Here is a 23,323-nt window from a genome sequence, read left to right as displayed (position 1 = left end):
GGCCGGGCCCCAAATCGATGTCCGAAGGATGTCCCAAGTCTGCTGTTGGGCGCGAACATGGCAGAAACAAGGGAGAATTCAAATCTCTGGCACCCGGTTGCGGCAATTCCCGGAGTTTTTCCCAAACGCTGTGAAACCGGCTTGAGACGCGGTAGATCGCACGCTCAGTGGCGGCCCCACGGACCCATTGGATTGCCGGCCGCGGTTCCGGAGGGGCTTGGCGCAGGGACAGGTGGTGGCGTGGTCCGGCCGCCTGCGTCGTTCCACGGACCCTGCGGCAACGGCGGTGGGGCGTCCTGATCGGCCTGTGCCTCGGGCTGTTCGGCATCGGATTGTTCCCGCTCGTCTGCCGGCGGTGGCAGCGGACCGGGATCGCGGCCGCCGGCAAATTTGACCAGCGCGTCGATGCGGGACTGCACGGAAGGGTGGGTTGCGAACAAATCAGAAAAGCCTTCGCGCGGATTGTCGAGACAAAGCTCCATCACCGCAGAGGTCGCACCGGGCAACTCGCCGCGGCCTTCGATCTTGCGCAGCGCCGAGATCATGGCATCGGGGTTTTTCGTCAGCTCGACCGAGCCGGCATCGGCGAGATATTCGCGCGAGCGCGACAGCGCGAGCTTGACCACTTGCGACACCAGCCAGGCCACCACGATCAGCACCACCGCGATGATGATGACCACGATTGCGCCGCCGCCGGAGCTCTTGCTGTCGCTCGACGACGAGGACGATCGCGACGACGAGGAGGAGCCCGACGACCACGAGCCGCCGGAGCTCCAGCTCAAATTGGTGAACAGGCGGAAGAACAATTCGCCGAAGAAGCCGACGACGCCGGCGATGATCACGGCGACGATCATCATCTGCACGTCACCGTTCTTGATGTGCGTGAGCTCGTGGCCGAGTACTGCCTCGATCTCCTGGTCGTTCAGCGCCTTCAGGAGACCCGTGGTGACGGTCACAGCATATTGCCGCGGATTGAGGCCGGTCGCGAACGCGTTCAGCGCGGGGCTCTCCATGATCTTCAGCTTCGGCATGGTGATGCCGCGCGAGATGCAGAGATTTTCGAGCAGATTGTAGAGCCGCGGCTGCTCCTGCCGGGTGACGTCATGGCCGCCTGTCACCGCGTCGATCATCGACTGGTGGAAGAAATAGGCGATGACGATCCAGGCGATCGCCGCGACCGTCGCGAAGGGCGCTGCTTTCAGCAGGTCGTTGAAGGCGCGGCTCAGGTAATAGGCGACGGTCTCGTTGCCGTTGATGACAACTTCGGCGACCAGCGCACCGGCATAGACCAGCACATAGACCAGCGCGAACAGGCCGGCGAGCAGCAGCATCGAACGAAACTTGTTCGAGGCGATGTGCGTGTAGAGACCATACGCGGCCATGACGCGTTGCCCTGCCGGCCTGTCGGCTCAGATCAGAATTTCACCTGGGGCGCGGCCTCGACCTCGGCGCGGCTCGCGCCCAGATCGAAGAAGTCCTTCTTGGTGAAGCCGAACATGCCGGCGAACAGCGCGGCGGGCATCTGCTGGATGCCGGTGTTATATTCCTGGACCGCGCTGTTGAAGAAGCGGCGGCTCGCCGCGATCTTGTTCTCGAGGTCGGAGAGCTCGCTCGCAAGCTGCTGGAAATTGGTGTTGGCCTTGAGATCCGGATAGGCTTCCGACAGCGCGATCAGCCGGCCGAGCGCGCCGGAAAGCTGGTTCTCGGCGGCGGACACCTGCGTTGGTCCCTGCGCCGACATCGCTGAATTGCGCGCCTTGATCACGTCGTCGAGCGTGCCGCGCTCGTGCGAGGCATAGCCCTTCACCGTCTCGACCAGGTTCGGGACGAGATCGTGGCGCTGCTTGAGTTGCACGTCGACATCGGCAAAGGCCTGGCCGACGCGCTGACCCAGCGCGACCAGCCGGTTGTAGGCGCTGAAGGCGAACAGCACGAGGACGACGATGACGCCGAGAACGATCCAGCCGGTCGACATGGAGAACTCCTGAAGGGGAATGGGGCGGACAGCGTAACCCAAAACGGGGCCGGGGGAGAGCCCCGCGCGGAGGGAAGGTAAGACTTGGTCGAATGGGGCGCCAATCGAGTTCAAGGGAAAAGCGCCGAACGGGGTTAACTTTCGGACAGAACGGCATCACCCCAGCGCCAACGACGAGCGCCTGCATAGGCGGCCTTGTCGCGGCGCGGCACCTTCGCTAGTCCGACACCATCCCTGGTGCAGAGCTTCGCCGTGATCTCGGCCTTGCCGACATCCGGCGGCGCTAGCACGCGCGAGGCGCGGGTCGCGGGTGGCGTGCGGGTCAGGGCGACGTAGATGAAGCGTTCGTCTTCGAACGGCGCGTCGGCGCCCTTGATCTGGCGGTGCGCCTGGGAGCGCGGCAGGCGCCGGTTGAAATGGCACCAGTCGGGCGCGATCAGCGGGCAGGGCTTTTCGTGCGGGCAGGGCGCAGCGACAAAGGCGCCGGCCGTAATCAGTTGCTGGCGCAGCGCGAGGATGCGGGCGTAGCCGGCGGGTGTGCCGGGCTCGATCACCACCAAAGCGTGGCGCGCTTTGGCCCACATCGTCGCTGTGAGCTTGCGCTGATCGCTCTCGCCGAGTTCGCCGATGATGTAGCTCGCGACGACCAAATCGGCTTGCGAGGCCTCGGCCAGGTTGGCGGCGGCATCGCCCGGCAGATAACGGCAACCCGAGAGGCGCGAGCTGTCGCGCGCCAGTTCGAGCGCCAGCCGGCTCAGCGTGGCGTTCGCATCGAGCAGAGTGAAGTCCCGCAGCGACGAGAAGGCCTCCGCGGCAGCCCAGCTCGCGGTGCCCGGGCCTGCGCCCACGTCGAGCAATGTTTGGGGAGCGAGGTCCGGCGCGATCTCCCTCAGCGCATCCAGGCTTGCGGCGACGGCAGCGTAGGTCGCCGGCATGCGCGCGAGCGCATAGGCGAGCGCGTCGGCCTCGGATTTGATCGTGCCGGAGCCGCCGCCGGCGCGATAGGTGGTCGAGATCTTCTGCGACCGCTGCGCAGCGTCGGTGCGGGAGAAGCCCTGCAGCCTGGAGTCGAGGGCGGCCTTGAGTTCGGCGGGGAGGGTGGGTGAGATCATGTTTGCCTACCGTCGTTCCGGGTTCTCGCGTCGCGAGCCCGGAATGACGGCAGAGATATCACGCCACGTTCTGGTCGAGAATGTCCACCGCCTCTTGCAGGTTCACCGAGACGAGCTGGGAGACGCCGCGCTCGGCCATGGTGACGCCGAACAGGCGGTTCATCCGGGCCATCGTGATCGGGTTGTGCGTGATGATGACGAAGCGCGTGTCGGTCGAGCTGGTCATTTCGTGCAGCAGGTTGCAGTACCGTTCGACGTTGTGGTCGTCGAGCGGCGCGTCGACTTCGTCCAGCACGCAGATCGGCGAGGGGTTCGTCAAGAACACCGCGAAGATCAGTGCCATCGCGGTCAGCGCCTGCTCACCGCCCGAGAGCAGCGACAGCGTCTGCGGCTTCTTGCCCGGCGGCTTGGCGATGATCTCGAGACCGGCTTCGAGCGGATCGTCGCTCTCGATCAGGTGCAGCGCGGCCTCGCCGCCGCCGAACAGCTCGACGAACAGGCGCTTGAAGTGGCTGTTGACGACCTCGAATGAGGTTAGCAGCCGCTCGCGCGCTTCCTTGTTGAGGCTCTGGATGCCCTGTCGCAGCCGCTTGATGGCTTCGACGAGGTCGTCGCGCTCGGTGACGAGACCGGTGTGCTGGGTCTCGACCTCGCGCAGCTCTTCCTCGGCGCGCAGGTTCACCGCGCCCAGGCGCTCGCGGTCGCGGCGCATCTTTTCGAGGTCTTCCTCGATGTCGTGCAGCGGCGGCAGCTCCGCGCCGGGCTCAAGTTCGGCCAAACCAGCAACGGCCTGTGGCTCGACTTCGAGCATGTCGCGGATCTCGCGCTCGATGTCCTCGAGCCGGCGCCGCGAACCTTCCATGCGCTCCTCGGCGCGGGCGGTGGCCTCGCGGGAGCTGGAGAGGGCCTCGAGCGTCAGCTTGGCAACGCGATCGGTCTCGGCCATCGCGGTCTCCGCGGAGGCGAGCGCGTCGGCGGCCATGCGGCGGTCATTCTCGGCGTATTCGATCTCGGTGATCAGCGCGCTGCGCTTCTCGGCGAATACAGCGGGCGCGTTTTCGAGATCGCTGCGCTCGATCGTGACTTCGGAGATACGGGCCTGGATAGTATCGATGTGGGAGGCCGCGCTCTCCTTGCGGTTCTGCCACTCGGTGCGCTCGGCGAGGATGGCCTGGACGCGGCGGTCGGCGAGCTCGGCTTCGCGCGCCAATGCCTGCGCTTCGGCGCGGACCTGGGCGGCCATGCGGCGATGGCCTTCGATGTCGCTGCGGACGGCGGCGAGCCGGGTCTCGGTGTCCTCGCTCGACGGCAATTCGCTGATGCCCGCCTCGGCGTATTCGTACGCGGCCTCGGCCTCGGCGCGGTCGGCGGCGAGACGGCTGTGCGCTTCCGACAGCGTCGCCTTGCGCGCGGCGTGGCGGCTGATCTCGCGCTCGGCGGCTGCGTGGCGCTCGCGCGTCGTATTCACCTCGCGCTGCGCGGCGCGCCAGGCGTCGCGGCTGGCGCCTTCCGTGCTGGCCGCCATCTGCAATTCGGCCTCGGCATTCTCCAGCGCCTGACGCTTGATCTGGGCGTCGATGCGGGCCTGCTCCAGCTCGTTCTCGATATCGACGAGGCGGGCGCGCTCGGCCAGGCGCCGTGCAGCACCGGTCGGGGCATGGGCCGCCGCGACAAAGCCGTCCCAGCGCCAGACGTCGCCTTCGGGCGAGACCAGCCGCTGGCCGGTCTTGAGTTGCGAGACGAGCTCCGCACCGCGCTCGCGCGGCACCACGCCGATCTGCGCCAGGCGGCGAGTCAGCTCAGCCGGGGCCTGAACGTGGTTGGCGAGCGGGACGGCGCCTTCGGGCAACTCCGGATCGCCCTCGGTGACGCCGGCATTGGTCCAGCGCATCGGCGCCGAGGGGTCGACCGGCGCGTCGAGATCGTCGCCGAGCGCGGCGCCGATCGCCTTTTCAAAACCCTTGTCGACGGTGATGCCGTCGATGATCGGCGGCCACAGATTCTTGGTCTCGCCGTTGACGATTTTTGAGATCGTGCGCGCCTCGGTGTCGAGCCGCTGCACACGCTTGTCGGCTTCGACGAGCGGCGAGCGTGAGGATTCCAGCGTCTGGCGAGCGGCGACATGGGCGGCTTCGCTCGCCTGCGCTGCGGCTTCGGAAGCGGCCAGCGTCTGCTCGGCGGTCTCGACCGTGGCGGTCAGTTCGTCGAGATCGCCGAAGCCGCCGGTCTCGGCGGCAAGCTTCTGCTCTTCCGCGGCGACATTCGTGATTTCCTGGTCGAGCCGGGCAAGCTTGTCGCGGTGGGTGCGGACGTTGGCTTCGAGTTGGTTGCGCTTGGCAGTGAGGTCGGCGAGCGCAGTGGTCAGTTCGGCGAACTGCTGCTCGGTTTCGGTCAGCACCGCCTCGGCTTCGCCGACGCGCTCGTCGACGCCGGAGCGCTTCTCGACGCGCGACTTGATCTCTTCCTTCAGCTCGGAATCTTCGGTGTCGAGCCGCTGCAGCGCGACGTCGGCGTCCATGGTCTGCTGCTGGGCGCGCGCGATGTCGCCTTCGAACTGGGCGAGACGGCGCTCGAGCTCGGCGACGCGCTCCTTGGCGCGTTCTTCCTCACGGTCGAGCAGCTCGCGGGCATTGGTCAGGCGCTGAAGGCCAGCTGCGGCGCGCGCTTCGGCGTCGCGCAGCGCCGGCATTTCGGTGGCACGGATCGCCTGGATGCGGGCAGCTTCGGCCTGATGCTGGGTGCGCTCGGCCATCTCGCGGACGGCGAGATCGTGGGTCTGGCCGGATTCGCTGACATCGGCATGGGCGCCGATCCAGCGCAGGTGGAACAGCGTGGCTTCGGCCTTGCGGACCTTGGCCGCGACCTCGCGGTAGCGCACAGCCTGGCGAGCTTGCTTTTTGAGGCCTTCCATCTGGCCCGCGAGCTGGCCGATCACGTCCTCGACGCGGGTGAGGTTGGTTTCGGCCGCCTTCAGCCGCAGCTCGGCCTCGTGGCGGCGGGCGTGTAGGCCGGCGACGCCGGCGGCGTCTTCCAGCACGCGGCGGCGCTGCTCGGGCTTCGCCTGAATGATCTCGCCGATCTTGCCCTGGTGAACGAGGGCCGGCGAACGCGCGCCGGTGGCGGCATCCGCAAACAGGATCTGCACGTCGCGGGCGCGCACGTCGCGGCCGTTGATGCGATAGACCGAGCCGGCCTCGCGCTCGATGCGGCGGGATATTTCGAGCAGCTGGCTGTCGTTCATCGCCGCAGGTGCGGTGCGATCGGCATTGTCGATCGTCATCGTCACTTCGGCGTGGTTGCGCGCGGGACGGTTGCCGGAACCAGCGAAGATCACCGCGTCCATGTCGGCGGCGCGCAGCGATTTGTACGAGGTTTCACCCATCGCCCAGCGCAGCGCCTCGACGAGATTCGACTTGCCGCAACCGTTAGGGCCGACCACGCCGGTCAGACCGGGCTCGATGACGAAGTCGGTCGGCTCAACGAAGGACTTGAAGCCGTGAAGGCGCAGGCGGGTGATTTTCATAAGCACGCATCTCTGTTGGCAGGCGCGAATCCCCCTGCCCGGACAATACCATGGAAGGCAAATGTCGCTGTCGGGGTGAGTCGCGCGGGGCGCCTCATGCGGCGGACAATGGCCGCCGTGCGCCACGAGGGCAACCTGCGAAAACCGCTTTTCCCAAGGGATTTATGCCGGGAAAGATACGGCTTTTGAGATGCGAATCAGGCTTTGCGCGTAAAGATCAGCTCTTGAGCAGCGGATTGATCTTCTTGGCGAATTCCTCGAACGAGGTCTCGCCCTTGATCTTCTCGCCGTTGATGAAGAACGTCGGCGTCGAATCCACCTTCAGAACGTCGCTGGCATATTTCTGGTCGGCCGCAATCTTGTCGAGCAGCGCCTGGTCCTTCAGGCATGCTTCCACCTGTTGCTGGGTGAGGCCGGCCTGCTTGCCGATCCGGGTCAGGGTCTCGGTGGTGTTCTTCACCACCCAGTCGTTCTGCTGCCGGAACAGCATGTCGGTGACCGCGAAATATTTCGGCGCGTCGCCATTGGCGATGCAGCGCGACAGCATCGAACCGGCGGCGGCTTTGATGTCGAGCGGGAACTCGCGGAAGATGTAACGCACCTTGCCGGTGTCGATGTATTCCGACTTGATCTTGGGGAACACCTGCTCGTTGAAGGCCGCGCAATGCGGGCAGGTCATCGAGGCAAATTCGGTGATGGTGACGGCGGCGTCCTTGGACCCGAGCGCCATGTCGGGCAGTGACACCGGCTTGGCCACATCGCCAGGGGCCTGCGCCATTGCTTCGGAGATGAACCGCAGCGGCGAGAGCCCGGCGATCGCGGCAAGACCGGTCAGCGACAGCATCGTATTGAAGGCGCGGCGGGTGATGATCAAGGTCGGCTCCCGAATTGGCGTGGTCTCGCCCCGAGGACCGAGGTTCCCGGGCGGCCTGTCGCTAGCTTGAAACGTCGTTTGAGGCAATGGCGAGCGGCATGGACGGGTCCAGATTAGCTCCGGATTGAGGCTCAATTTCGCTTGATGGCGGCCCCGAGCCGCGCCAGCGCCGTCTTCAATTCTTCATCCTCGATGTCGCCCAGGCTCTCCGCCACCTTGGCGACGGCCTTGGGGTCCGGCGGGCTGGGCCTCACGGGGCGCCGGGCGCGCGACAGCGGGGCCTGGCGGAAGGCGAGCTTGCCGACCGCGCTCCAGCCGAAGAAGCGGTTGACCCGCTCCAGGATCACGTCGGCGGAGTGCTGGATCTCCAGCGCCATGGGGCCCTCGACCCGCAGCACCAGCGTCGCGGGCTCCTGCGGCTGGCCCTCGACCGGCCGCGGCCATTGCATCTTCAGCGGCTCGGCATGGGCGGCGATCTCAGGCCCCGCTATCTGCGCCCACCGCGTCACCAACTCGCGTGCCGCAAAGCCCTGCTTGGCATAGGCCTCGGCGAAGACGTCGTTGAGCAGGATCCCGAGCGGCTTGGCGCTGATGGGGCCGGGTTTGGGAGGAAACTTGGACATGAGGCCTTATAGCACCGAGGTACGTGAGCCACAGGCTCCTCATCTCGAAGAAAGACGTGGATGCCCGCGACCAGCGCGGGCATGACGTGGAGAGGTCGGTGCGTTGTGGTTACAGTCAGGACATGAGCCCTAAATCCGCCTTGAAAGCCAAATCGGAACCCAGTCAGCCGGCAACCGCCGCTCGCCCTACATTGCTGCTCGCCTGGTACGACCGCCACCGCCGCAGGCTGTCCTGGCGCGCGGTGCCCGGCGAGACGTCGGATCCCTATCGCGTCTGGCTGTCGGAGATCATGCTCCAGCAGACCACGGTGAAGGCGGTCGGGCCCTACTTCGAAAAATTCGTCGCGCGCTGGCCGGATGTCACGGCATTGGGGAGCGCCTCGCAGGATGACGTGCTGCGGATGTGGGCCGGGCTCGGCTACTATTCGCGTGCGCGCAATCTCTATGCCTGTGCGGTGGCGGTGACGCGCGAGCATGGCGGCGTCTTTCCAGACACCGAGGAGAGGCTGCGAACTCTGCCGGGCATCGGGCCCTACACCGCAGCGGCGATTGCGGCGATCGCGTTCGATCGCCACACCATGCCGGTCGACGGCAATATCGAGCGCGTGGTGTCGCGGCTCTTTGCCGTCGAAGACGAGCTGCCGCAGGCGAAGCCGCAGATCCAGAAACTAGCGGCGACGCTGCTTGCCAACTCCCGCGCCGGCGATAGTGCGCAAGCGCTGATGGATCTCGGCTCCTCGATCTGCACGCCAAAAAAGCCGGCCTGCTCGCTGTGTCCGCTGAACGAGGATTGCACGGCGCGCGCGCAGGGGACGCAGGAGACGTTTCCGCGCAAGACGCCGAAGAAGAGCGGAGCGCTGCGGCGTGGCGCCGCCTTCGTCGTCACCCGCGGCGATGAGCTGCTGGTCCGCTCGAGGCCCGAGAAGGGCCTGCTCGGCGGCATGACGGAGGTGCCGGGCTCGGACTGGCTCGCAGGCCAGGAGGATACGACGGCAAAACAGCAGGCGCCCGAATTGAAAGGGCTGTCGCGCTGGCAGCGCAAGGTCGGCGTGGTCACCCACGTCTTCACGCATTTCCCGCTGGAGCTCGTGGTCTACACCGCGAAGGCCGAGGTCCGCATGCGTGCGCCCGAGGGCATGCGTTGGGTGCCGATCGCGACTCTGGCCGATGAGGCGCTGCCCAACCTCATGCGCAAGGTGATTGCGCACGCGCTCGACCTTTCATTGGGCCGATCCTCCTGACAATACGCTGGCAGCAGCGCTACGCTATGAGCGCGCGACACGGAGGCTGCCAATGGTCAAGACCGCGCTCGACAACTTCAAGAGGCCGCCCTGCGCCGAGCTGCTGGGCTGGCGCCTGCTCGATGCCCGCCCCGAGGACGGCTGGCTCAAGCTCGGCTTCGAGGGCAAGCCTGAGTTCTGCAACCCGGCGGGCTTCATCCAGGGCGGCCTGCTCTCCGCGATGCTGGACGACACGATGGGCCCGGCCGTGCTGGTGATGAGCGAGGGCCGGCTCTACACCACGACCATCAGCATGACCGTGAATTTCCTCAGCCCCGCAAGGCCAGGTCCCATCATCGGCGAAGCGCAAGTGACCCAGCTCGGAAAGACGATCGCGTTCGTCGAGGCCAAGCTGATGGCGGAGGACGGCACGGTGCTGGCGACGGCGAGCGCGAGCGAGCGGCTGCTGGAGGCGGCGAGGGTGGTGGGCAAATAATCTCGCCACGCATGCGGTATCCCTTCCCCCTTGTGGGAGAAGGTGGCGCGAAGCGCCGGATGAGGGGTATCTCTCCGCGAATTCAGTCGTGAGAGTTGAACGGGCGGAGAGAACCCCTCACCCAGGTGAGTCTGCGTCTACGAGCGGAGCTGCCCTCTCCCACAAGGGGCGAGGGCACATCAACGCGCATCTCGTTTCTTGTGAGCGCTCACGCCCGCTTCGCATCCCCGCTCACAATGGGCGGCTTCGCGTTCAGCGCCTCGACCTGAAAACCCGCGACGCGCTTGTAGTTCGCCGCGATGTCTTCCAGCTCCTTCTGCGACAGCACGTCGGTGACGACCTCAAAGCCAGCCGGCGCGCGCTCCTCGACGAGCTGCATCACCTGCTCGGGACCGTTCTTGCGGTTGAGCAGGACGAGGTCGGTGGTCGCGGGCCGCCGCTCGGCTTCATAGGCGAGCAGCGCGGCCCGCGTCGGGCCATGCGCCAGGATCTCGCGGGTGATGGTGCGGGCATCGAGGATCGCCTGCGAGGCGCCGTTCGAGCCGATCGGATACATCGGATGCGCGGCATCGCCCATCAGCGTGACCTTGCCAAAGGTCCATTGCGACACCGGATCGCGGTCGACCAGCGGATATTCGTAGGCGTGCGGGCAGTTCTTGATCAGGCCGGGCACGTCGAGCCAGTCGAACTGCCAGCTCTCGAACCAGGGCAAGAACTCCTCCAGCCGCGCGGTGCGGTTATAGTCCTCGCGGCGCCACTGATAGGTCGGCGGCATGTGGCGCTCGGCGACCCAGTTGATCAGATGGTTGCCGGCGGCGTCCGGTTCTTTCGAGATCGGATAGCAGACGAATTTCAGGATTTCGTGGCCGGCCATGATCATGGTGCGGCCGGTGAGGAAGGCCTTTGACGGCGTCACGCCACGCCAGAGGATGCGGCCGTTCCAGATTGGCGGGCCCTCTTGCGGATAAAGCTTTTCTCGCGCGGCGGAATGAATGCCGTCGGCGGCGATCATGATCGCGCCGTCGTATGTCCCGGCGGGTTTGCCGGTCGCCCGGTCGATGAAGTCGGCGCGCACGCCGCCGACCGTTTCGGTCCAGCCGGTCAGATGATGGCTGGTCAAAATGTTGTCGCGGCCGAGCCGCTCGATCGCGGTGTCGAGCAGGAGTTGCTGGAGCGTACCGCGATGGATCGAGAACTGCGGCCATTTGTAGCCGGCTTCCAGCCCGCGCGGCTCGCTCCAGATCGGCTTGCCGTGCTTGGAGAAATAAGCGAGCTCGCGGGTGCGCACGCCGCTGGCGTCGAGCTTGTCCATCAGCCCGAGCTCGATCAGCTCGCGCACCGCATGCGGCAGCACATTGATGCCGACCCCGAGCGGCTTCAGTTCCGCGACGCTCTCGAAGACTTTTACGGGAACGCCGATTCCGTGCAGGCTGAGCGCAAGCGTCAGCCCGCCGATGCCGCCGCCGGCGATGAGTACCGTCATGACCAAACCCCTCCGATTGCAGGCGTCTTGGCATAGGCGGACCGCGGTGGGCAACTGCGAAGAGCAAAAGCGCTGAGAACGCCGTGCTATGGACCTGGCGGCCCGCAACCGCTAATTTCCAATTTTCCCACGAGGTCCGACATGCTCAAGCTCTACTACGCCACCGGCACCTGCGCGCTCGCCACCTACATGACCCTGGAGGAGGCTGGCGCCGACTACACGGCTGAACGGCTGAGCTTCAAGGATAATCAGCAGAACAGCCCGGACTATCTCGCGATCAATCCGAAGGGCCGCGTGCCGGCCCTGGTGACCGATCGTGGCGTCCTCACCGAGACGCCTGCGATGCTGGCCTACATCGCGCAGACCTTCCCTAAGGCGAGGCTCGCCCCACTCGACGATCCCTTCGACTTCGCCCAGGTGCAGTCGTTCAACTCCTATCTCTGCTCGACCGCTCACATCAACCATGCCCACAAGATGCGCGGCGCGCGCTGGGCGATGCAGGAGAGCTCGTTCGCCGACATGAAGGCGATGGTCCCGAAGACCATGGGCGCCTGCTTCAAGCTGATCGAGCAGAAGATGTTCAAGGGGCCCTGGGTGATGGGCGATCAATTCACGATCTGCGATCCCTACCTCCACACGCTCTCGCACTGGCTCGAAGGCGACAGTGTCGACATCAACGCCACGCCGAAGATCGCGGATCATTTCAAGCGGATGTCGGATCGACCTGCCGTGCGCAAGGTGATGGACGCGCAGAAGGCGTGAGGGCACTGCTCCTGTAGGGTGGGCAAAGGCGCAAAGCGCCGTGCCCACCAACTTTCTATTAGGACGACCGAATGGTGGGCACGCTTCCGCCATCGCTCTTCGAGCTATGGCGGACAAGTCGCTTTGCCCACCCTACGGCATCTTCTGCTTGGCTTGCTCCAGCTCCCGCCCCGTCTCCAGCATCAGCCGTCGCAGCCAGATCGATCCGGGATCCATCTGCGCCCGCGTCGGATAGAACAAGAATTGCTCGTCGATCCCCGGGTCGAGCGGCGGTGTCACCGTGACGAGAGCGAGCTGCTTCGACAGCGCCGCGATCAGCCGGCGCGGCACGAAGGCGACGAGGTCGGTGCGGGCGGCGACGTGCAGCGCTTCGAGATAGCCTGACACCACCAGCGAGATGTGCCGCTCGATGCCCTTGGGTCGGAGCCAGGTGTCGATCAGATCCTCGCTGTTGCCGCGGATGATCACGCCGACATGGCGCGCGGCCAGGAAGGCCTCGCGCCGCTTCAGCTTGGCGCCCATGGGATGGCCGCGCCGCACCGCCAGCGCGTCGCTGTCGGTGTAGAGCAGCTGGCGGTGAAAGCCCTTGAAGGCGTTGCCGATCGAGATCACGAGATCGATGGTGCGGGCGAACTCGGCGTGGAAGATTGCCGGGCCCCGCCACGGCACCACGTCGATGCGGACGTTGGGCGCAAGACGCGTCACCTTCTCCATCAAGGGCGGCATCAGCAGCTCGACCGCGAGATCCGGCATCATCAGCCGGAACGGCCGCTCGCTGCGCGCGGCGTCGAATTCATCGGGCACGAACAGCCCGCGCACCTGGTCGAGCGCCTGCGCCAGCGGCGCGCGCAGCGCTTGCGCTCGCGGCGTCGGCTCCATCCGCGCGCCGGTGCGTACCAGCAGCGGGTCGCCGAAGATGTCGCGCAGCCGTTGCAGCGCGTGGCTCGTGGCCGGCTGCGACAGGCCGATGCGCAGGGCGGCGCGGCTGACATTGGCCTCGCGCAGCAGCGCGTCGAGCGCGGTCAATAGATTGAGGTCGAGCGAATTCAAATTCATGAGACGAATAGATATCATATCCGCAATCGATTTGAAGAATTACCGCCGAGCGGCGATGTTCTCCGTGTTGCCACCAAACGGAGATGCCGCCATGAGCGCGAGCGCCAACAAGAAACTGATGCAGGATATTTTCGCCGCCGCCGCCAACCCCGATCCGGCGGTGCGCGACCGCGCGCTGTTCGCCGCAAGCCTTGCCGATGACGCCAAATGGATCGTCACCGGCCAGTATTCCTGGTCGCGCACCTTCTCTGGCAAGGACGCGATCCTCAACGATCTGCATGGCTATGTGCGCACACGCCTGCGCGACCGGACGCGCACGGTCGCCGAGCGCTTCATCGCCGATGGCGACATCGTCGTTGTGGAAGCCAAGGGCGACAATGTCACGCCTGAGGGTGTCCGCTACGACAACGACTATTGCCTGGTGTTTCGGATCGAGGACGGCAAGATCAAGGAGATCCGCGAGTATTGCGACTCGGTCCTGACCGAGAAGGCGTTGGGTCCGTTTCCGGACTCGGTCCGCCGCGTAGCTCGCGGATAGGGTCTATCGTCGAGCTCCATGCAACGATCTGCATGCAGGCCTTACGCCAATGCCTTGCGCAACTGCCGACAAAATCAGCAAAAGCAAAAGGCCACGCGCATGCGCGTGGCCTTCAATCCTGGCGCGGTGTGATCAGGCCACTTTCGTCGTCATGTGGCCGAACATGTTGCGGCGGGCTTCGTCGTCCATCTCGGCCTTGAAGGTGAACTTGTCCTTCAGGGCGATCGCGCGCGCCGCCGCGGGACGTGCGGAGACCTCGTCCACCAGCCGCTTCACATTCGGATAGCGCGCAAAGGCGTCATCGCCGAGCTTGAACGGCACCATCCGCGCCCAGCCCCACAGCGCCATGTCGACGATCGAATAGCTGTCGCCGACCATGTAGCCGCGACCTTGGAGGTGACCGTCGAGGATCTTGTAGTGGCGATCGGTCTCGTACTGGTAGCGATTATGAGCGTAGTCGTGGTTCTGGTCCTTCGGCGCAAAATGCTTGAAGTGCACGGCCTGACCCGAATACGGTCCGACGCCGGTGGCCACGAACATCAGCCAGGACAGCAATTCGGCGCGGTTCGCCGGCAGGAACTTTCCGGTCTTCTCGGCGAGGTAGAGCAGGATCGCGTTGGAATCGAACACAATGGTGCCGTTGTCGTCGATCGCCGGCACCTTGGCGTTCGGATTGACCTTCAGATAGTCCGGCGCGAACTGATCACCCTTGCGGGTGTCGATCTTCACCGGCTCGAACGGCAGGCCGGCCTCTTCGAGGAAGAGCGCGACCTTGGTCGGGTTCGGCGATCCGTTGAAATAGAATTTGAGCATTGGGCGTCTCCCAAGTTTTGGTGCAAGTTTTGGTGGCCAACAGCGAACGCGTTTGTTGTCAAGAGCGAACGCAGCATCGTTGCCGCGCGGCGGCTTTCTCTTGCCTGAACCTTGTTAGGGGATGCAACCGGCGAGATTGCCGTGCGGTATCTGCGCGCCGCGCAGACCGGCCGGCGTAACAAAGGCCGATCGCGGCCGTAGAGGTCACGGTCGCAGGTGCCGTAGGGTGGGCAAAGCGACAGCGTGCCCACCAATTCCGTCGATTTATAGGAGAGATGGTGGGCACGGCGCGTTGCGCCTTTGCCCACCCTACGAGAGCGCAGAGCGCGGCTAATCCGCCGCCATGCCGGCGCGGATTTCCGCGCGGAGCTCGTCGATCAGCTTGAGGCCCTTCTTGGTCTCGACGTGCCAGAAGGTCCAGCCGTTGCAGGCCTGCGCGCCCTGCGCCACCGCGCCCATGCGGTGGATCGAGCCGACCTTGTCGCCGAACACGATGGCGCCGTCGGCACGGACCAGCGCGCCAAGCTTCTTCTTGGCATCGAACAACTTTGCGCCGGGCATGATCATGCCGCGCTCGATCAGCTCGGAGAACGCCACGCGAGGCGCTTCGCGCGCGGTCATGAACGGGGCGAGACTTGCTTCCGGCAGCGGCTCGACTGCGGCGATGCGCGCTTGCGCGGCCTTCGCGTAGGTCTTGTCGCGCTCGAAGCCGATATAAGAGCGGCCGAGACGCTTGGCGACGGCGCCGGTGGTGCCGGTGCCGTTGAAGGGATCGATCACGAGATCGCCGGGCTTCGACGACGACAACAGCACGCGCGCGAGCAGGCCTTCCGGCTTCTGCGTCGGATGCACTTTCTTGCCGTCGGCGCCCTTGAGGCGTTCCTCGCCGGTGCAGAGCGGGATCAGCCAGTCGGAGCGTGCCTGCACGTCCTCATTGGCCGCCTTCAGCGCTTCGTAGTTGAAGGTGTAGCCCTTGGCCTTCTCGTCGCGCGCGGCCCAGATCATGGTCTCGTGCGCGTTGGTGAAGCGGCGGCCGCGGAAATTCGGCATCGGGTTGGTCTTGCGCCAGACGATGTCGTTCAGGAGCCAGAAGCCGAGGTCCTGCATGATCGCGCCGACGCGGAATATGTTGTGATAGGAGCCGATCACCCAGATCGTCGCCGACGGCTTCATCGCGCGACGGGCGGCCAGCAGCCAGGCGCGGGTGAAATCGTCATAGGCGGAAAATGAATCGAATTTGTCCCAGTCGTCGTTGACGGCATCGACATGGGATTCGTCGGGGCGCTTGAGATCGCCCTTGAGCTGGAGATTGTAGGGCGGATCTGCGAACACCAGATCGACCGAACCAGCCTGAAGCTTCGACATCTCGGCGACGCAATCACCGAGGATGATGCTGTGCGAAGCGGACTCAAAATTTGTGCGGGGCGCCCTTGCAGACGCCCCGCGACGCGACACTACCATGACTCACGAACTCTGACTCAGGCGACGCTGTCGGCGACGCGGGACCAAACAACCGACTGACCGTTACAATGAAGCGGCAAAGTAAAAATCGACTTAACCCGCTGCTTTCGTGAGCAGGCCGGCCATCGCGATGTGGAGGTCGGCGATTGCGCGTGTTTGCCGCGTTTTGCAGTGTATTTCGCATTTCACTGCGTTGCGGCAGCCTTGCGGCGGTCAAATTTCTCTCGGAAAAAATTGCACAGCCCTCGGAAAAAATTGCTGGTGCGACGGCGCTGTCGCACTAGGCAATTTTTGCCGGCCACGATATTGATAAAGGCAACGGAAATTTTACCTATGTGGCGCGTTGAGCTTTCGCGTTTCTGCGCCGCCCAATTGACGCCATAAAGGACCGAGGGAAACCCGCCATGCGCTACGATGATTTCCGCCGCAGCGACGACGTCGAGGATCGCCGCGACGACAGTGGCGGTGGTGGAGGCGGCGGCGGCGGGTTCGGCCTGCCGATGGGGGGCGGCGGGCTCGGCATCGGCACCATCATCGTGCTCGGCCTGGTCGGCTATGCCTTCGGCATCGATCCGCGCGTCCTGATCGGCGGCGCCGAGATTCTCACCGGCGGCGGCCAGGCGCCGAGCTACCAGAGCGACCGTCCGTCGTCCCAGGCCAAGCGCGGCGCGCCGACCGACCAGATGGGCAGCATGATCTCCGGCATCCTCGGCGAGATCGACGACCGCTGGAGCGAGATCTTCCAGGCCAGCGGCCAGTCCTACACCGGTCCGAAGGTGGTGCTGTTCCGCAACGCCACCAATGGCGGCCGCTGCGGCCGCGCTGAGTCGGCGATGGGGCCGTTCTACTGCCCGCCGGACCGCACCATCTTCCTCGACACCGGATTCTTCCGCGAGGTCGAAACGCGCTTCCACGGCTGCTCCGGCCAGTCGGCGTGCAATTTCACCACCGCCTACATCATCGCCCATGAGGCCGGCCATCACATCCAGAACCTGCTCGGCATCATTCCGAAGGTGACGCGGTTGCAGCAGCAGGCCGGCAGCAAGGCCGAGTCGAACGCGCTCCAGGTCAAGGTCGAATTGCAGGCCGACTGTCTGTCCGGCGTCTGGGTCAATCGCGAATCGAAGAAGCGTCCGAACTTCCTCGAAGCCGGCGACATCGACGCCGCTCTGACCACGGCGAGCGCGATCGGCGACGACACGCTGCAGCGCCAGGCGACGGGACGGGTCGTGCCTGACTCGTTCACCCACGGCTCGGCGGCGCAGCGCAAGCAATGGTTCATGACCGGCTATCAGCAGGGCTCGGTCCAGGCCTGCAACACGTTCGGCGGCGGCGGGCCGTAGTAATCCGTCATCCCCGGACGAACGCACTCGCGTTCGCTCGGGAGGTGCGCGCGTAAGCGCGCCTCGAAGGATGGCGAGCCCGTAGCCCATCCTTCGAGGCGCGTTAGCACGCGCACCTCAGGATGACGGCGGAGGGTGGGAGAGAAGGTGTAGCGAAATGGCCTCCATCGACGAAACCAGACAATTCATCCCGCTCAACATCGCGGTGCTCACCGTCTCCGACACACGCGCGCTTGCGGATGACAAGTCCGGCCAGACGCTGGCCGACCGTCTCACTGCGGCCGGCCATCATCTCGCCGCGCGCGAGATCGTCACCGATGACGTCGAAGCCATTCGCTCCGTCATCCGCCGCTGGGTCGCAGATGCCGGCGTCGACGTCGTCATCACCACCGGCGGCACCGGCTTCACCGGTCGCGACGTCACGCCTGAGGCGATCGAGCCGCTGTTCGAGAAGCGCATGGATGGCTTCTCGATCGCCTTCCACATGCTCAGCCACGCCAAGATCGGGACCTCGACGATCCAGAGCCGCGCCACCGCGGGCGTTGCGGGCGCGACCTACATCTTCTGCCTGCCAGGTTCGCCCGGCGCCTGCCGCGACGGCTGGGACGGCATCCTCGCCGCCCAACTCGACTACCGCACGCGCCCCTGCAATTTCGTCGAGATCATGCCGCGGCTGGACGAGCATCTGCGCAGACCGAAAGCGCAGGGCGCGACGGTGTGAGCGCGCACGCAACTGCTTTCTTCCCTTCTCCCCTTGCGGGAGAAGGTGGCGCGAAGCGCCGGATGAGGGGTATCTATCGGCACGGAGTGCGCGGAGATATACCCCTCACCCGAATGAGTTCGTGTCTTCCAGCGTCGCTGCCCTCTCCCGCAAGGGGCGAGGGCACAGTCATGCGCATCGCGCTCGCTTGCGAGAACGTCAGAGATCCCGCTCCCAGGTCTCGCCAACCAGATCGGCACCGAAGCTGTGGTGGTTCTCTTCCTTCACGAGCTTGAATCCGGCGCTCTGATAGATGCCGCGTGCGGCGACCAGAATGCTCTGCGTCCACAGCGTCATCCGGCTGTAGCCCCGCTCGCGCGCGCCCTGGATGCATTGCTCGACCAGCGCGCGGCCGACACCGAGCCCCCGCGCTTTCTTCTCCACCTGCAGCAGGCGCAGCTTGGCGATCCCGTCCGTGGCCTTGACCAGAAAGATCGAGCCGACCGGCTCGCCGCCCACTTCCGCGATCCAGCAGTGCTCGCGCGCGGGGTCGTAATTCTTGATGAACTGCGCGCAGATCTCGGCGACCAGCGCCTCGTAGCTGATATCCCAGTTGTAGTCGGCGGCATAGGCGGCGGCTTGCTTGGAGATGACCCAGCCCATGTCACCGACGCGATGGCTGCGCAGCACAACAGAAGCGGGCTGGCTCTGGCGTTGCTCCAGCACGCCCTCAATGGTCGCCATGGCCTGCGTGAGCCGCGTTGCATCGCCGGCCGAAAGCTGAGCCAGCATGGCGGCGACCTCATTTTGCGAACTCAGGCTCAGCTTGGCGAAGGTCTGGCGGCCTTTGGCGGTCAGGCTGAGCTGATATTGCCTGCGATCTGCGGGCAGGGGCCTTCGTGTGATCAGTCCCTTCTCGTCGAAGCTTTGTACGATGCGGCTGAGATAGCCGGGGTCGAGACCAAGCTCGTTTCCGATCTCCTTTGCCGCAAGGTCATCGCGATGCGCGAGCTCGTAGAGCACGCGGGCCTCGCTGAGTGAAAACGGGCTATTTCCCAGGTGCTGGTCCAGCACGCCGAGCTTACGGGTATAGAAGCGGTTGAAGGCGCGAACCGCTGCGATCTGGTCGTCGGTACCGTCAAGTCGCATGGGAACACCTCGATAATTGCCATTATCAAATAATTATTTGACTTTGGCAAGTATAAGATGCGCTCACCCCACCATGACGATCCGGCTGCGTAACATGGTTCGGGAGGAGCGGCCGAGCCGCCTCAGCAGCCGCGCCTCGGACCGGCGGGCCTGGGGCGGATAGCCGCCGATCCGGTCGTAATGATCACGCGCGATCAAAAGCCCCTGATCGCCGAGGGGGCCGACCAGCTTGCGCGCCACCGACCATAGGACGTCACGGAAGCCGGTATCAGCGTAAGGCGAGCGGGCGTAGCGGAACACGGCCGCACGATCGCGGCCGCTGGCCGCGACGGCCTGGATGAACTGGGTCGTCTCCTCGATCCACCCGGTGTCCAGCACGGCGCCGGCAGGCAGGAACATCAGCCAGGGCGAACGCGCCTGGAGAGCGCCGGCGGCCAGCGCTGCGCCTTGCGAAGATCCCTCGTAGCTGACGAAGCGGCAGCCGGCGACGTCGGCAACGCGCTCGATGACGCCATTGCTTGTGCCGTCGACCAGCAGAACTTCCTTGATGATGCCCGCTGCGGCACCGGGCACCAGCGCGGCCAGAGTTGCGACCGCCGTCTGCTCGACGCCTTCGGTCGGAATGATGACGCTCAGCATGATTGAGGCTTCGATGTCCGCAATTCGGGAGAAGCGTAACTCGTTATGATGTTGTCATAAACACGCGGCGCTGCCGAGTGCAACTTTTCGCAGGCCGCTCGGCGTGCGATGGTAAACCGGCGCGCGCCCATCGCAGCCGAATATGTCGTGCGCGGGGTATCTGCCTTGCCGAAAGTTTCGGCGAATTTCGGGTTTCGTAAGCTTCAAACCGGGTGTTTCTCGGCCGATATCGTCGAGGTGACGGCGCTGTTCCGCAGGACTGCAGCAGCAGTGTCACATGGACCGTGCAGATGGGAAGCGTGCAACCGCCGTTGCGCAGAGCGAGATTAAGTCCAATGAGCCCCGATCAGCTTCCCATTGGCGCGATGCCACCATCGCCAAAGCCGGACGCCGCGCCGACCTTGCGGATCCGCGCCGTGATGCTGGGCGAGCGCATCAATCCGTCGGGGCTCGAGATCGGCGCGCTGGTGTCCTCGACGCCGGCTGCCTTCCGGGTCCATGGCGGCCTTGCCGTGATCTTTCGCTACGGCGTCGTGGTGCTGATCGGCCTTCTGCCTTCGGAGGAGAAGGTGCTGCTCGACAGCCTGAAGTCCCGTGTGACTGGCGAGTTCAGCCCCCATGAAGAGGAGACCGCGCAGGCTCAGCTTTGTCACGACGAAAATGCCGAGGCGATCCAGCCGGGCGGGCCGATCAACCTCTCGAAATTTTCCGACGAGCGGCTGCTGCTGATCGCTGACGCACTCGCCAAGAGCACGTCGCTGGCGCGCGACGAGCGCCGCGTCACCGCGGTCTTCGACGTCATCGAGCCTTTCGCACGGGAGCTCGCCGAGAAGGGCCGGACGTCGCGAAGACGCAAGGGCATCCTGCAGCTCATCGGCAATGCGCTGCTCGTCCAGCAGCGCGTCGCCGGCCGTGTCGCGGTTGCCGAAAAGCCCGATGCGCTCTGGGAAAAGCCGCAACTCGACCGGCTCTATGCGCGTCTCGAAGACGAGTACGAGCTGAAGGAGCGTCTCGACACGCTCGAGCGCAAGCTCACGGTCGTCGCGGAGACGGCCGATGCGCTGACCGACATCATCGACACCCAGCGCTCGCTGCGGCTCGAAATCGCGGTAGTGGTGCTGATCGTGATCGAGGTGGTGATCGGGTGTATTCAGATTTTTGCCGGGATTCACTGAGCTCAAGGCCGCGAGTTCAGCCCTCATCCTGAGGAGCCCGCAATAGGCGGGCGTCTCGAAGGATGATGAGATCCGCGCTTCGCCAATTCATGGAGCTCAGCAAAGTCGCCGCGCATGAAAGCTTCCTTCTTGGCGCGACTCCATTTCTTGAGTTTGCGCTCGCATTCGATTGCGTCGGTGACCCTGTCGAACCATTGCGAGAAGACAAGGGTCACGCCTTCTGTCATCGTGCCCGCCCCATCCTTCGAGACGCGCGCAAGGGCGCGCTCCTCAGGATGAGGCTAACCGGCATGCGTGACTTGGTGCAAGCGCCGAAAAGTCTCGCTGTCGGACAACGGTCCGTCGGCCGAAATGTTTTGGCGCCGCATATCCGACCTCATCCTGAGGAGCCCGCCAAGCGGGCGTCTCGAAGGATGGCCACAACCTCCCATGCTTGCTCAGGGACGGTAGTCCCATCGCAGCACCGCTGCGCAATGCCGTGGGGTCGTCAGTTCCTCATTGGTTGGAATCAATAAGACGCTGACGGCGCTGCCGTCAGCTCTGGCGCGATCGATCCTTCGGCGCGACCAAACGAAATCGCGAAGTTGGTGATGTTGCGTGAGGTCAAGGACGGCCGCGCAAAGTTTGGGCAGCTCTACTGTGCATGGGGTTGTTTTCACGTTCTTCATTCTTGTTCTTGATTTGTTCCTAGCGCGTGCTATCTTGGCTTCATGAGTCCAGCGTCTTCTTCTGCTCTCAAGCACCCGCCGGTCACGGCGCCCTCCGAGCCGGCGGGTGCGCCTTCTGCCGACTTTCCTGAGCTGGCGGTCGCCATCGACCGCCAGCGCAGGCGAGGGCGGGGCGCGCAGTCCAATGCCAGCGGCCGCTTTGAGGCCGAAGCGCGCATCGCCTTCGACGATGGCTGGCAGAGCCTGGAGGAGCTGCCGCCGTTCAAGACGACGGTCGGATTGGACACCTCGCGCAAGGTGATCACCCGCAACGATTCTCCCGACATCGGCTTCGATCGCTCGATCAATCCCTATCGCGGCTGTGAGCACGGCTGCGTCTACTGCTTCGCGCGGCCGACGCATGCCTATCTCGGCCTGTCGCCGGGGCTCGACTTCGAGTCAAAGCTGTTCGTGAAGCCCGAGGCGCCGGCGCTGCTGGAGAAGGAGCTCGCGGCTTCAGGCTACGAGCCGCGGATGATCGCGATCGGTACCAATACCGATCCCTATCAGCCGATCGAGCGCGAGCGCAAAATCATGCGCGGCATTCTGGAGGTGCTGGAGCGCGCCGGCCATCCCGTCGGCATCGTCACCAAGTCCGCGCTGGTGGTGCGTGACATCGACATTCTCGCGCGCATGGCCAAGCGCAACCTCGCCAAGGTCGCGCTATCGGTGACGTCGCTCGACCCAAAGCTCGCGCGCACCATGGAACCGCGCGCCTCGACGCCGCCGAAGCGGTTGGAGGCGCTGAAGCAGCTCTCGGACGCCGGCATTCCCACGACCGTGATGGTCGCGCCCGTGATCCCCGCGCTGAACGATTCCGAGATCGAGCGCATTCTCGATGCCGCGGCCCATGCCGGCGTCAAGGAAGCCTCCTACGTGCTGCTGCGGCTGCCGCTCGAGGTGCGCGATCTCTTCCGCGAATGGCTGATGGCAAACTACCCGGACCGCTATCGCCACGTCTTCACGCTGATCCGGGACATGCGCGGCGGCCGCGACTATGATGCCAAATGGGGCGAGCGGATGAAGGGCACAGGACCGATGGCCTGGACCATCGGCCGCCGCTTCGAGATCGCCTGCGACCGGCTCGGGCTCAACAAGCGCCGCTCGAAGCTGACGACGGATCATTTCGCGAGGCCGAAGCAGAACGGCGAGCAGCTCAGCCTGTTCTAGGGCGCGGAGCAAAACGAGGTGTGTGATGAGTAAGGAACTTCCGCCGCCGGTGCCACGGCTCACCGTCATCACGCTCGGCGTGAGCGACATCCGCACCAGCATTGCCTTCTACGACGCGCTCGGGTTTTCGCGTCGGCTGAAGGCGACTGGCGATGCCGTTGCGTTCTTCGACACCGGCGGTCCGGTGCTCGGGCTGTTTCCGTGGGACCAACTCGCTGATGATGCCAAGCTGCCGGACAGTCCGAGGCCGGCGACCTTCCGCGGCATGACGCTGGCGTGGAACTGCGCTGCGCGCGAGGAAGTCGACACCGTGCTGGCGTTCGCGCTCAGCAAGGGCGCCGCCTTGCTGAAGGCCGCACACGAGACCGATTATGGCGGCTATTCCGGTTATTTTGCCGATCCCGACGGCCATCCTTGGGAGGTCGTCGTCGCGCCCGGCATTGTGGTCGGCGACGACCGGCGGGTGCATCTGGCGGAATAGGGCAGCCTGAATAGCGGGAATTG

General features: G+C 65.1%; 23 protein-coding genes. 10 read left to right on the top strand and 13 right to left on the bottom strand.

Translation table 11 applies throughout. The annotated features are described in order from the left end of the window. Positions 1 to 164: 164 nt before the first annotated feature. The 6 genes from ABIA96_RS03270 to ABIA96_RS03245 all read right to left on the bottom strand — a co-directional run bounded on the left by ABIA96_RS03270 (position 165) and on the right by ABIA96_RS03245 (position 8,107). Positions 165 to 1,382 carry a M48 family metallopeptidase gene (locus ABIA96_RS03270; RefSeq protein WP_354135570.1) on the bottom strand — a complete coding sequence of 406 codons (1,218 nt, stop codon included), beginning with the start codon at positions 1,380 to 1,382 and terminating at the stop codon, positions 165 to 167. A gap of 32 nt (positions 1,383 to 1,414) precedes the next feature. Next, complete coding sequence (locus ABIA96_RS03265) at positions 1,415 to 1,975, bottom strand: LemA family protein (protein ID WP_354135569.1); 561 nt, start codon at positions 1,973 to 1,975, stop codon at positions 1,415 to 1,417. Positions 1,976 to 2,109: 134 nt separating this feature from the next. Further along, on the bottom strand, positions 2,110 to 3,087 hold the full coding sequence (locus tag ABIA96_RS03260) for a small ribosomal subunit Rsm22 family protein (RefSeq protein ID WP_354135568.1): 978 nt from the start codon (positions 3,085 to 3,087) through the stop codon (positions 2,110 to 2,112). Positions 3,088 to 3,145: 58 nt separating this feature from the next. After that, a complete protein-coding gene (gene smc / locus ABIA96_RS03255) occupies positions 3,146 to 6,610 on the bottom strand; it encodes a chromosome segregation protein SMC (protein WP_354135567.1) in 3,465 nt (1,154 codons plus the stop codon). Positions 6,611 to 6,827: 217 nt separating this feature from the next. After that, positions 6,828 to 7,484, bottom strand: coding sequence for a DsbA family protein (locus ABIA96_RS03250; RefSeq protein WP_354135566.1), 657 nt, complete (start codon positions 7,482 to 7,484; stop codon positions 6,828 to 6,830). Between the two features lie 131 nt (positions 7,485 to 7,615). After that, positions 7,616 to 8,107, bottom strand: a complete 492-nt coding sequence (locus tag ABIA96_RS03245; RefSeq protein ID WP_354135565.1) for a DUF721 domain-containing protein — start codon at positions 8,105 to 8,107, stop codon at positions 7,616 to 7,618. A 122-nt stretch (positions 8,108 to 8,229) separates the two neighbouring features. On the opposite strand from ABIA96_RS03245, the gene mutY reads away from it, so the two are divergent. Next, complete coding sequence (gene mutY, locus ABIA96_RS03240; protein WP_354135564.1) at positions 8,230 to 9,348, top strand: A/G-specific adenine glycosylase; 1,119 nt, start codon at positions 8,230 to 8,232, stop codon at positions 9,346 to 9,348. Positions 9,349 to 9,400: 52 nt separating this feature from the next. Next, positions 9,401 to 9,823, top strand: a complete 423-nt coding sequence (locus ABIA96_RS03235) for a PaaI family thioesterase (RefSeq protein ID WP_354135563.1) — start codon at positions 9,401 to 9,403, stop codon at positions 9,821 to 9,823. 208 nt (positions 9,824 to 10,031) lie between these two features. On the opposite strand, the gene ABIA96_RS03230 is transcribed toward ABIA96_RS03235, so the two are convergent. Beyond that, the gene (locus ABIA96_RS03230; protein WP_354135562.1) at positions 10,032 to 11,306 is read right to left on the bottom strand and encodes a flavin-dependent oxidoreductase; all 1,275 of its coding nucleotides are present in this window, start codon (positions 11,304 to 11,306) and stop codon (positions 10,032 to 10,034) included. A 141-nt stretch (positions 11,307 to 11,447) separates the two neighbouring features. Between ABIA96_RS03230 and ABIA96_RS03225 the strand changes: the two genes are divergently transcribed. Then, positions 11,448 to 12,068: a glutathione S-transferase family protein gene (locus ABIA96_RS03225; RefSeq protein ID WP_354135561.1), complete on the top strand. Its 621-nt coding sequence runs from the start codon at positions 11,448 to 11,450 to the stop codon at positions 12,066 to 12,068. Positions 12,069 to 12,200: 132 nt separating this feature from the next. On the opposite strand, the gene ABIA96_RS03220 is transcribed toward ABIA96_RS03225, so the two are convergent. Next, positions 12,201 to 13,124, bottom strand: coding sequence for a LysR family transcriptional regulator (locus ABIA96_RS03220; protein ID WP_354135560.1), 924 nt, complete (start codon positions 13,122 to 13,124; stop codon positions 12,201 to 12,203). A 91-nt stretch (positions 13,125 to 13,215) separates the two neighbouring features. Between ABIA96_RS03220 and ABIA96_RS03215 the strand changes: the two genes are divergently transcribed. Then, positions 13,216 to 13,662, top strand: coding sequence for a nuclear transport factor 2 family protein (locus ABIA96_RS03215; RefSeq protein ID WP_354135559.1), 447 nt, complete (start codon positions 13,216 to 13,218; stop codon positions 13,660 to 13,662). Positions 13,663 to 13,794: 132 nt separating this feature from the next. Here ABIA96_RS03215 and ABIA96_RS03210 read toward each other — a convergent pair whose 3' ends face one another. Next, positions 13,795 to 14,475 (bottom strand): glutathione S-transferase family protein, encoded by a 681-nt coding sequence (locus tag ABIA96_RS03210; protein WP_354135558.1) that lies wholly within the window; start codon positions 14,473 to 14,475, stop codon positions 13,795 to 13,797. Between the two features lie 330 nt (positions 14,476 to 14,805). Next, on the bottom strand, positions 14,806 to 15,936 hold the full coding sequence (locus ABIA96_RS03205) for a site-specific DNA-methyltransferase (protein WP_354135557.1): 1,131 nt from the start codon (positions 15,934 to 15,936) through the stop codon (positions 14,806 to 14,808). Between the two features lie 146 nt (positions 15,937 to 16,082). Here ABIA96_RS03205 and ABIA96_RS03200 point away from each other — a divergent pair, with 146 nt between their 5' ends. The 3 genes from ABIA96_RS03200 to moaB all read left to right on the top strand — a co-directional run bounded on the left by ABIA96_RS03200 (position 16,083) and on the right by moaB (position 18,000). Beyond that, on the top strand, positions 16,083 to 16,220 hold the full coding sequence (locus ABIA96_RS03200; protein ID WP_354135556.1) for a hypothetical protein: 138 nt from the start codon (positions 16,083 to 16,085) through the stop codon (positions 16,218 to 16,220). Positions 16,221 to 16,340: 120 nt separating this feature from the next. Further along, the gene (gene ypfJ / locus ABIA96_RS03195) at positions 16,341 to 17,279 is read left to right on the top strand and encodes a KPN_02809 family neutral zinc metallopeptidase (RefSeq protein WP_354135555.1); all 939 of its coding nucleotides are present in this window, start codon (positions 16,341 to 16,343) and stop codon (positions 17,277 to 17,279) included. Positions 17,280 to 17,436: 157 nt separating this feature from the next. After that, on the top strand, positions 17,437 to 18,000 hold the full coding sequence (moaB, locus tag ABIA96_RS03190) for a molybdenum cofactor biosynthesis protein B (RefSeq protein WP_354135554.1): 564 nt from the start codon (positions 17,437 to 17,439) through the stop codon (positions 17,998 to 18,000). A gap of 198 nt (positions 18,001 to 18,198) precedes the next feature. On the opposite strand, the gene ABIA96_RS03185 is transcribed toward moaB, so the two are convergent. Further along, entirely contained in the window at positions 18,199 to 19,128 is a 930-nt protein-coding gene (locus ABIA96_RS03185; RefSeq protein ID WP_354135553.1) for a bifunctional helix-turn-helix transcriptional regulator/GNAT family N-acetyltransferase, read from the bottom strand. 63 nt (positions 19,129 to 19,191) lie between these two features. Then, a complete protein-coding gene (locus tag ABIA96_RS03180) occupies positions 19,192 to 19,767 on the bottom strand; it encodes a glycosyltransferase (protein ID WP_354135552.1) in 576 nt (191 codons plus the stop codon). Positions 19,768 to 20,102: 335 nt separating this feature from the next. On the opposite strand from ABIA96_RS03180, the gene ABIA96_RS03175 reads away from it, so the two are divergent. Further along, complete coding sequence (locus ABIA96_RS03175; RefSeq protein WP_502918788.1) at positions 20,103 to 20,942, top strand: RMD1 family protein; 840 nt, start codon at positions 20,103 to 20,105, stop codon at positions 20,940 to 20,942. Positions 20,943 to 20,965: 23 nt separating this feature from the next. Here ABIA96_RS03175 and ABIA96_RS03170 read toward each other — a convergent pair whose 3' ends face one another. Then, complete coding sequence (locus tag ABIA96_RS03170) at positions 20,966 to 21,169, bottom strand: hypothetical protein (RefSeq protein ID WP_354135551.1); 204 nt, start codon at positions 21,167 to 21,169, stop codon at positions 20,966 to 20,968. Positions 21,170 to 21,652: 483 nt separating this feature from the next. On the opposite strand from ABIA96_RS03170, the gene ABIA96_RS03165 reads away from it, so the two are divergent. Next, the gene (locus tag ABIA96_RS03165) at positions 21,653 to 22,819 is read left to right on the top strand and encodes a PA0069 family radical SAM protein (protein WP_354135550.1); all 1,167 of its coding nucleotides are present in this window, start codon (positions 21,653 to 21,655) and stop codon (positions 22,817 to 22,819) included. A gap of 25 nt (positions 22,820 to 22,844) precedes the next feature. Then, complete coding sequence (locus ABIA96_RS03160) at positions 22,845 to 23,300, top strand: VOC family protein (RefSeq protein WP_354135549.1); 456 nt, start codon at positions 22,845 to 22,847, stop codon at positions 23,298 to 23,300. Positions 23,301 to 23,323 lie beyond the last annotated feature (23 nt).

Source organism: Bradyrhizobium sp. LB11.1, from assembly GCF_040549385.1.
Lineage (GTDB): Bacteria > Pseudomonadota > Alphaproteobacteria > Rhizobiales > Xanthobacteraceae > Bradyrhizobium.
Note: the sequence above shows the minus strand (reverse complement) of the source record. Positions and strands in the feature narration are given on the sequence as shown.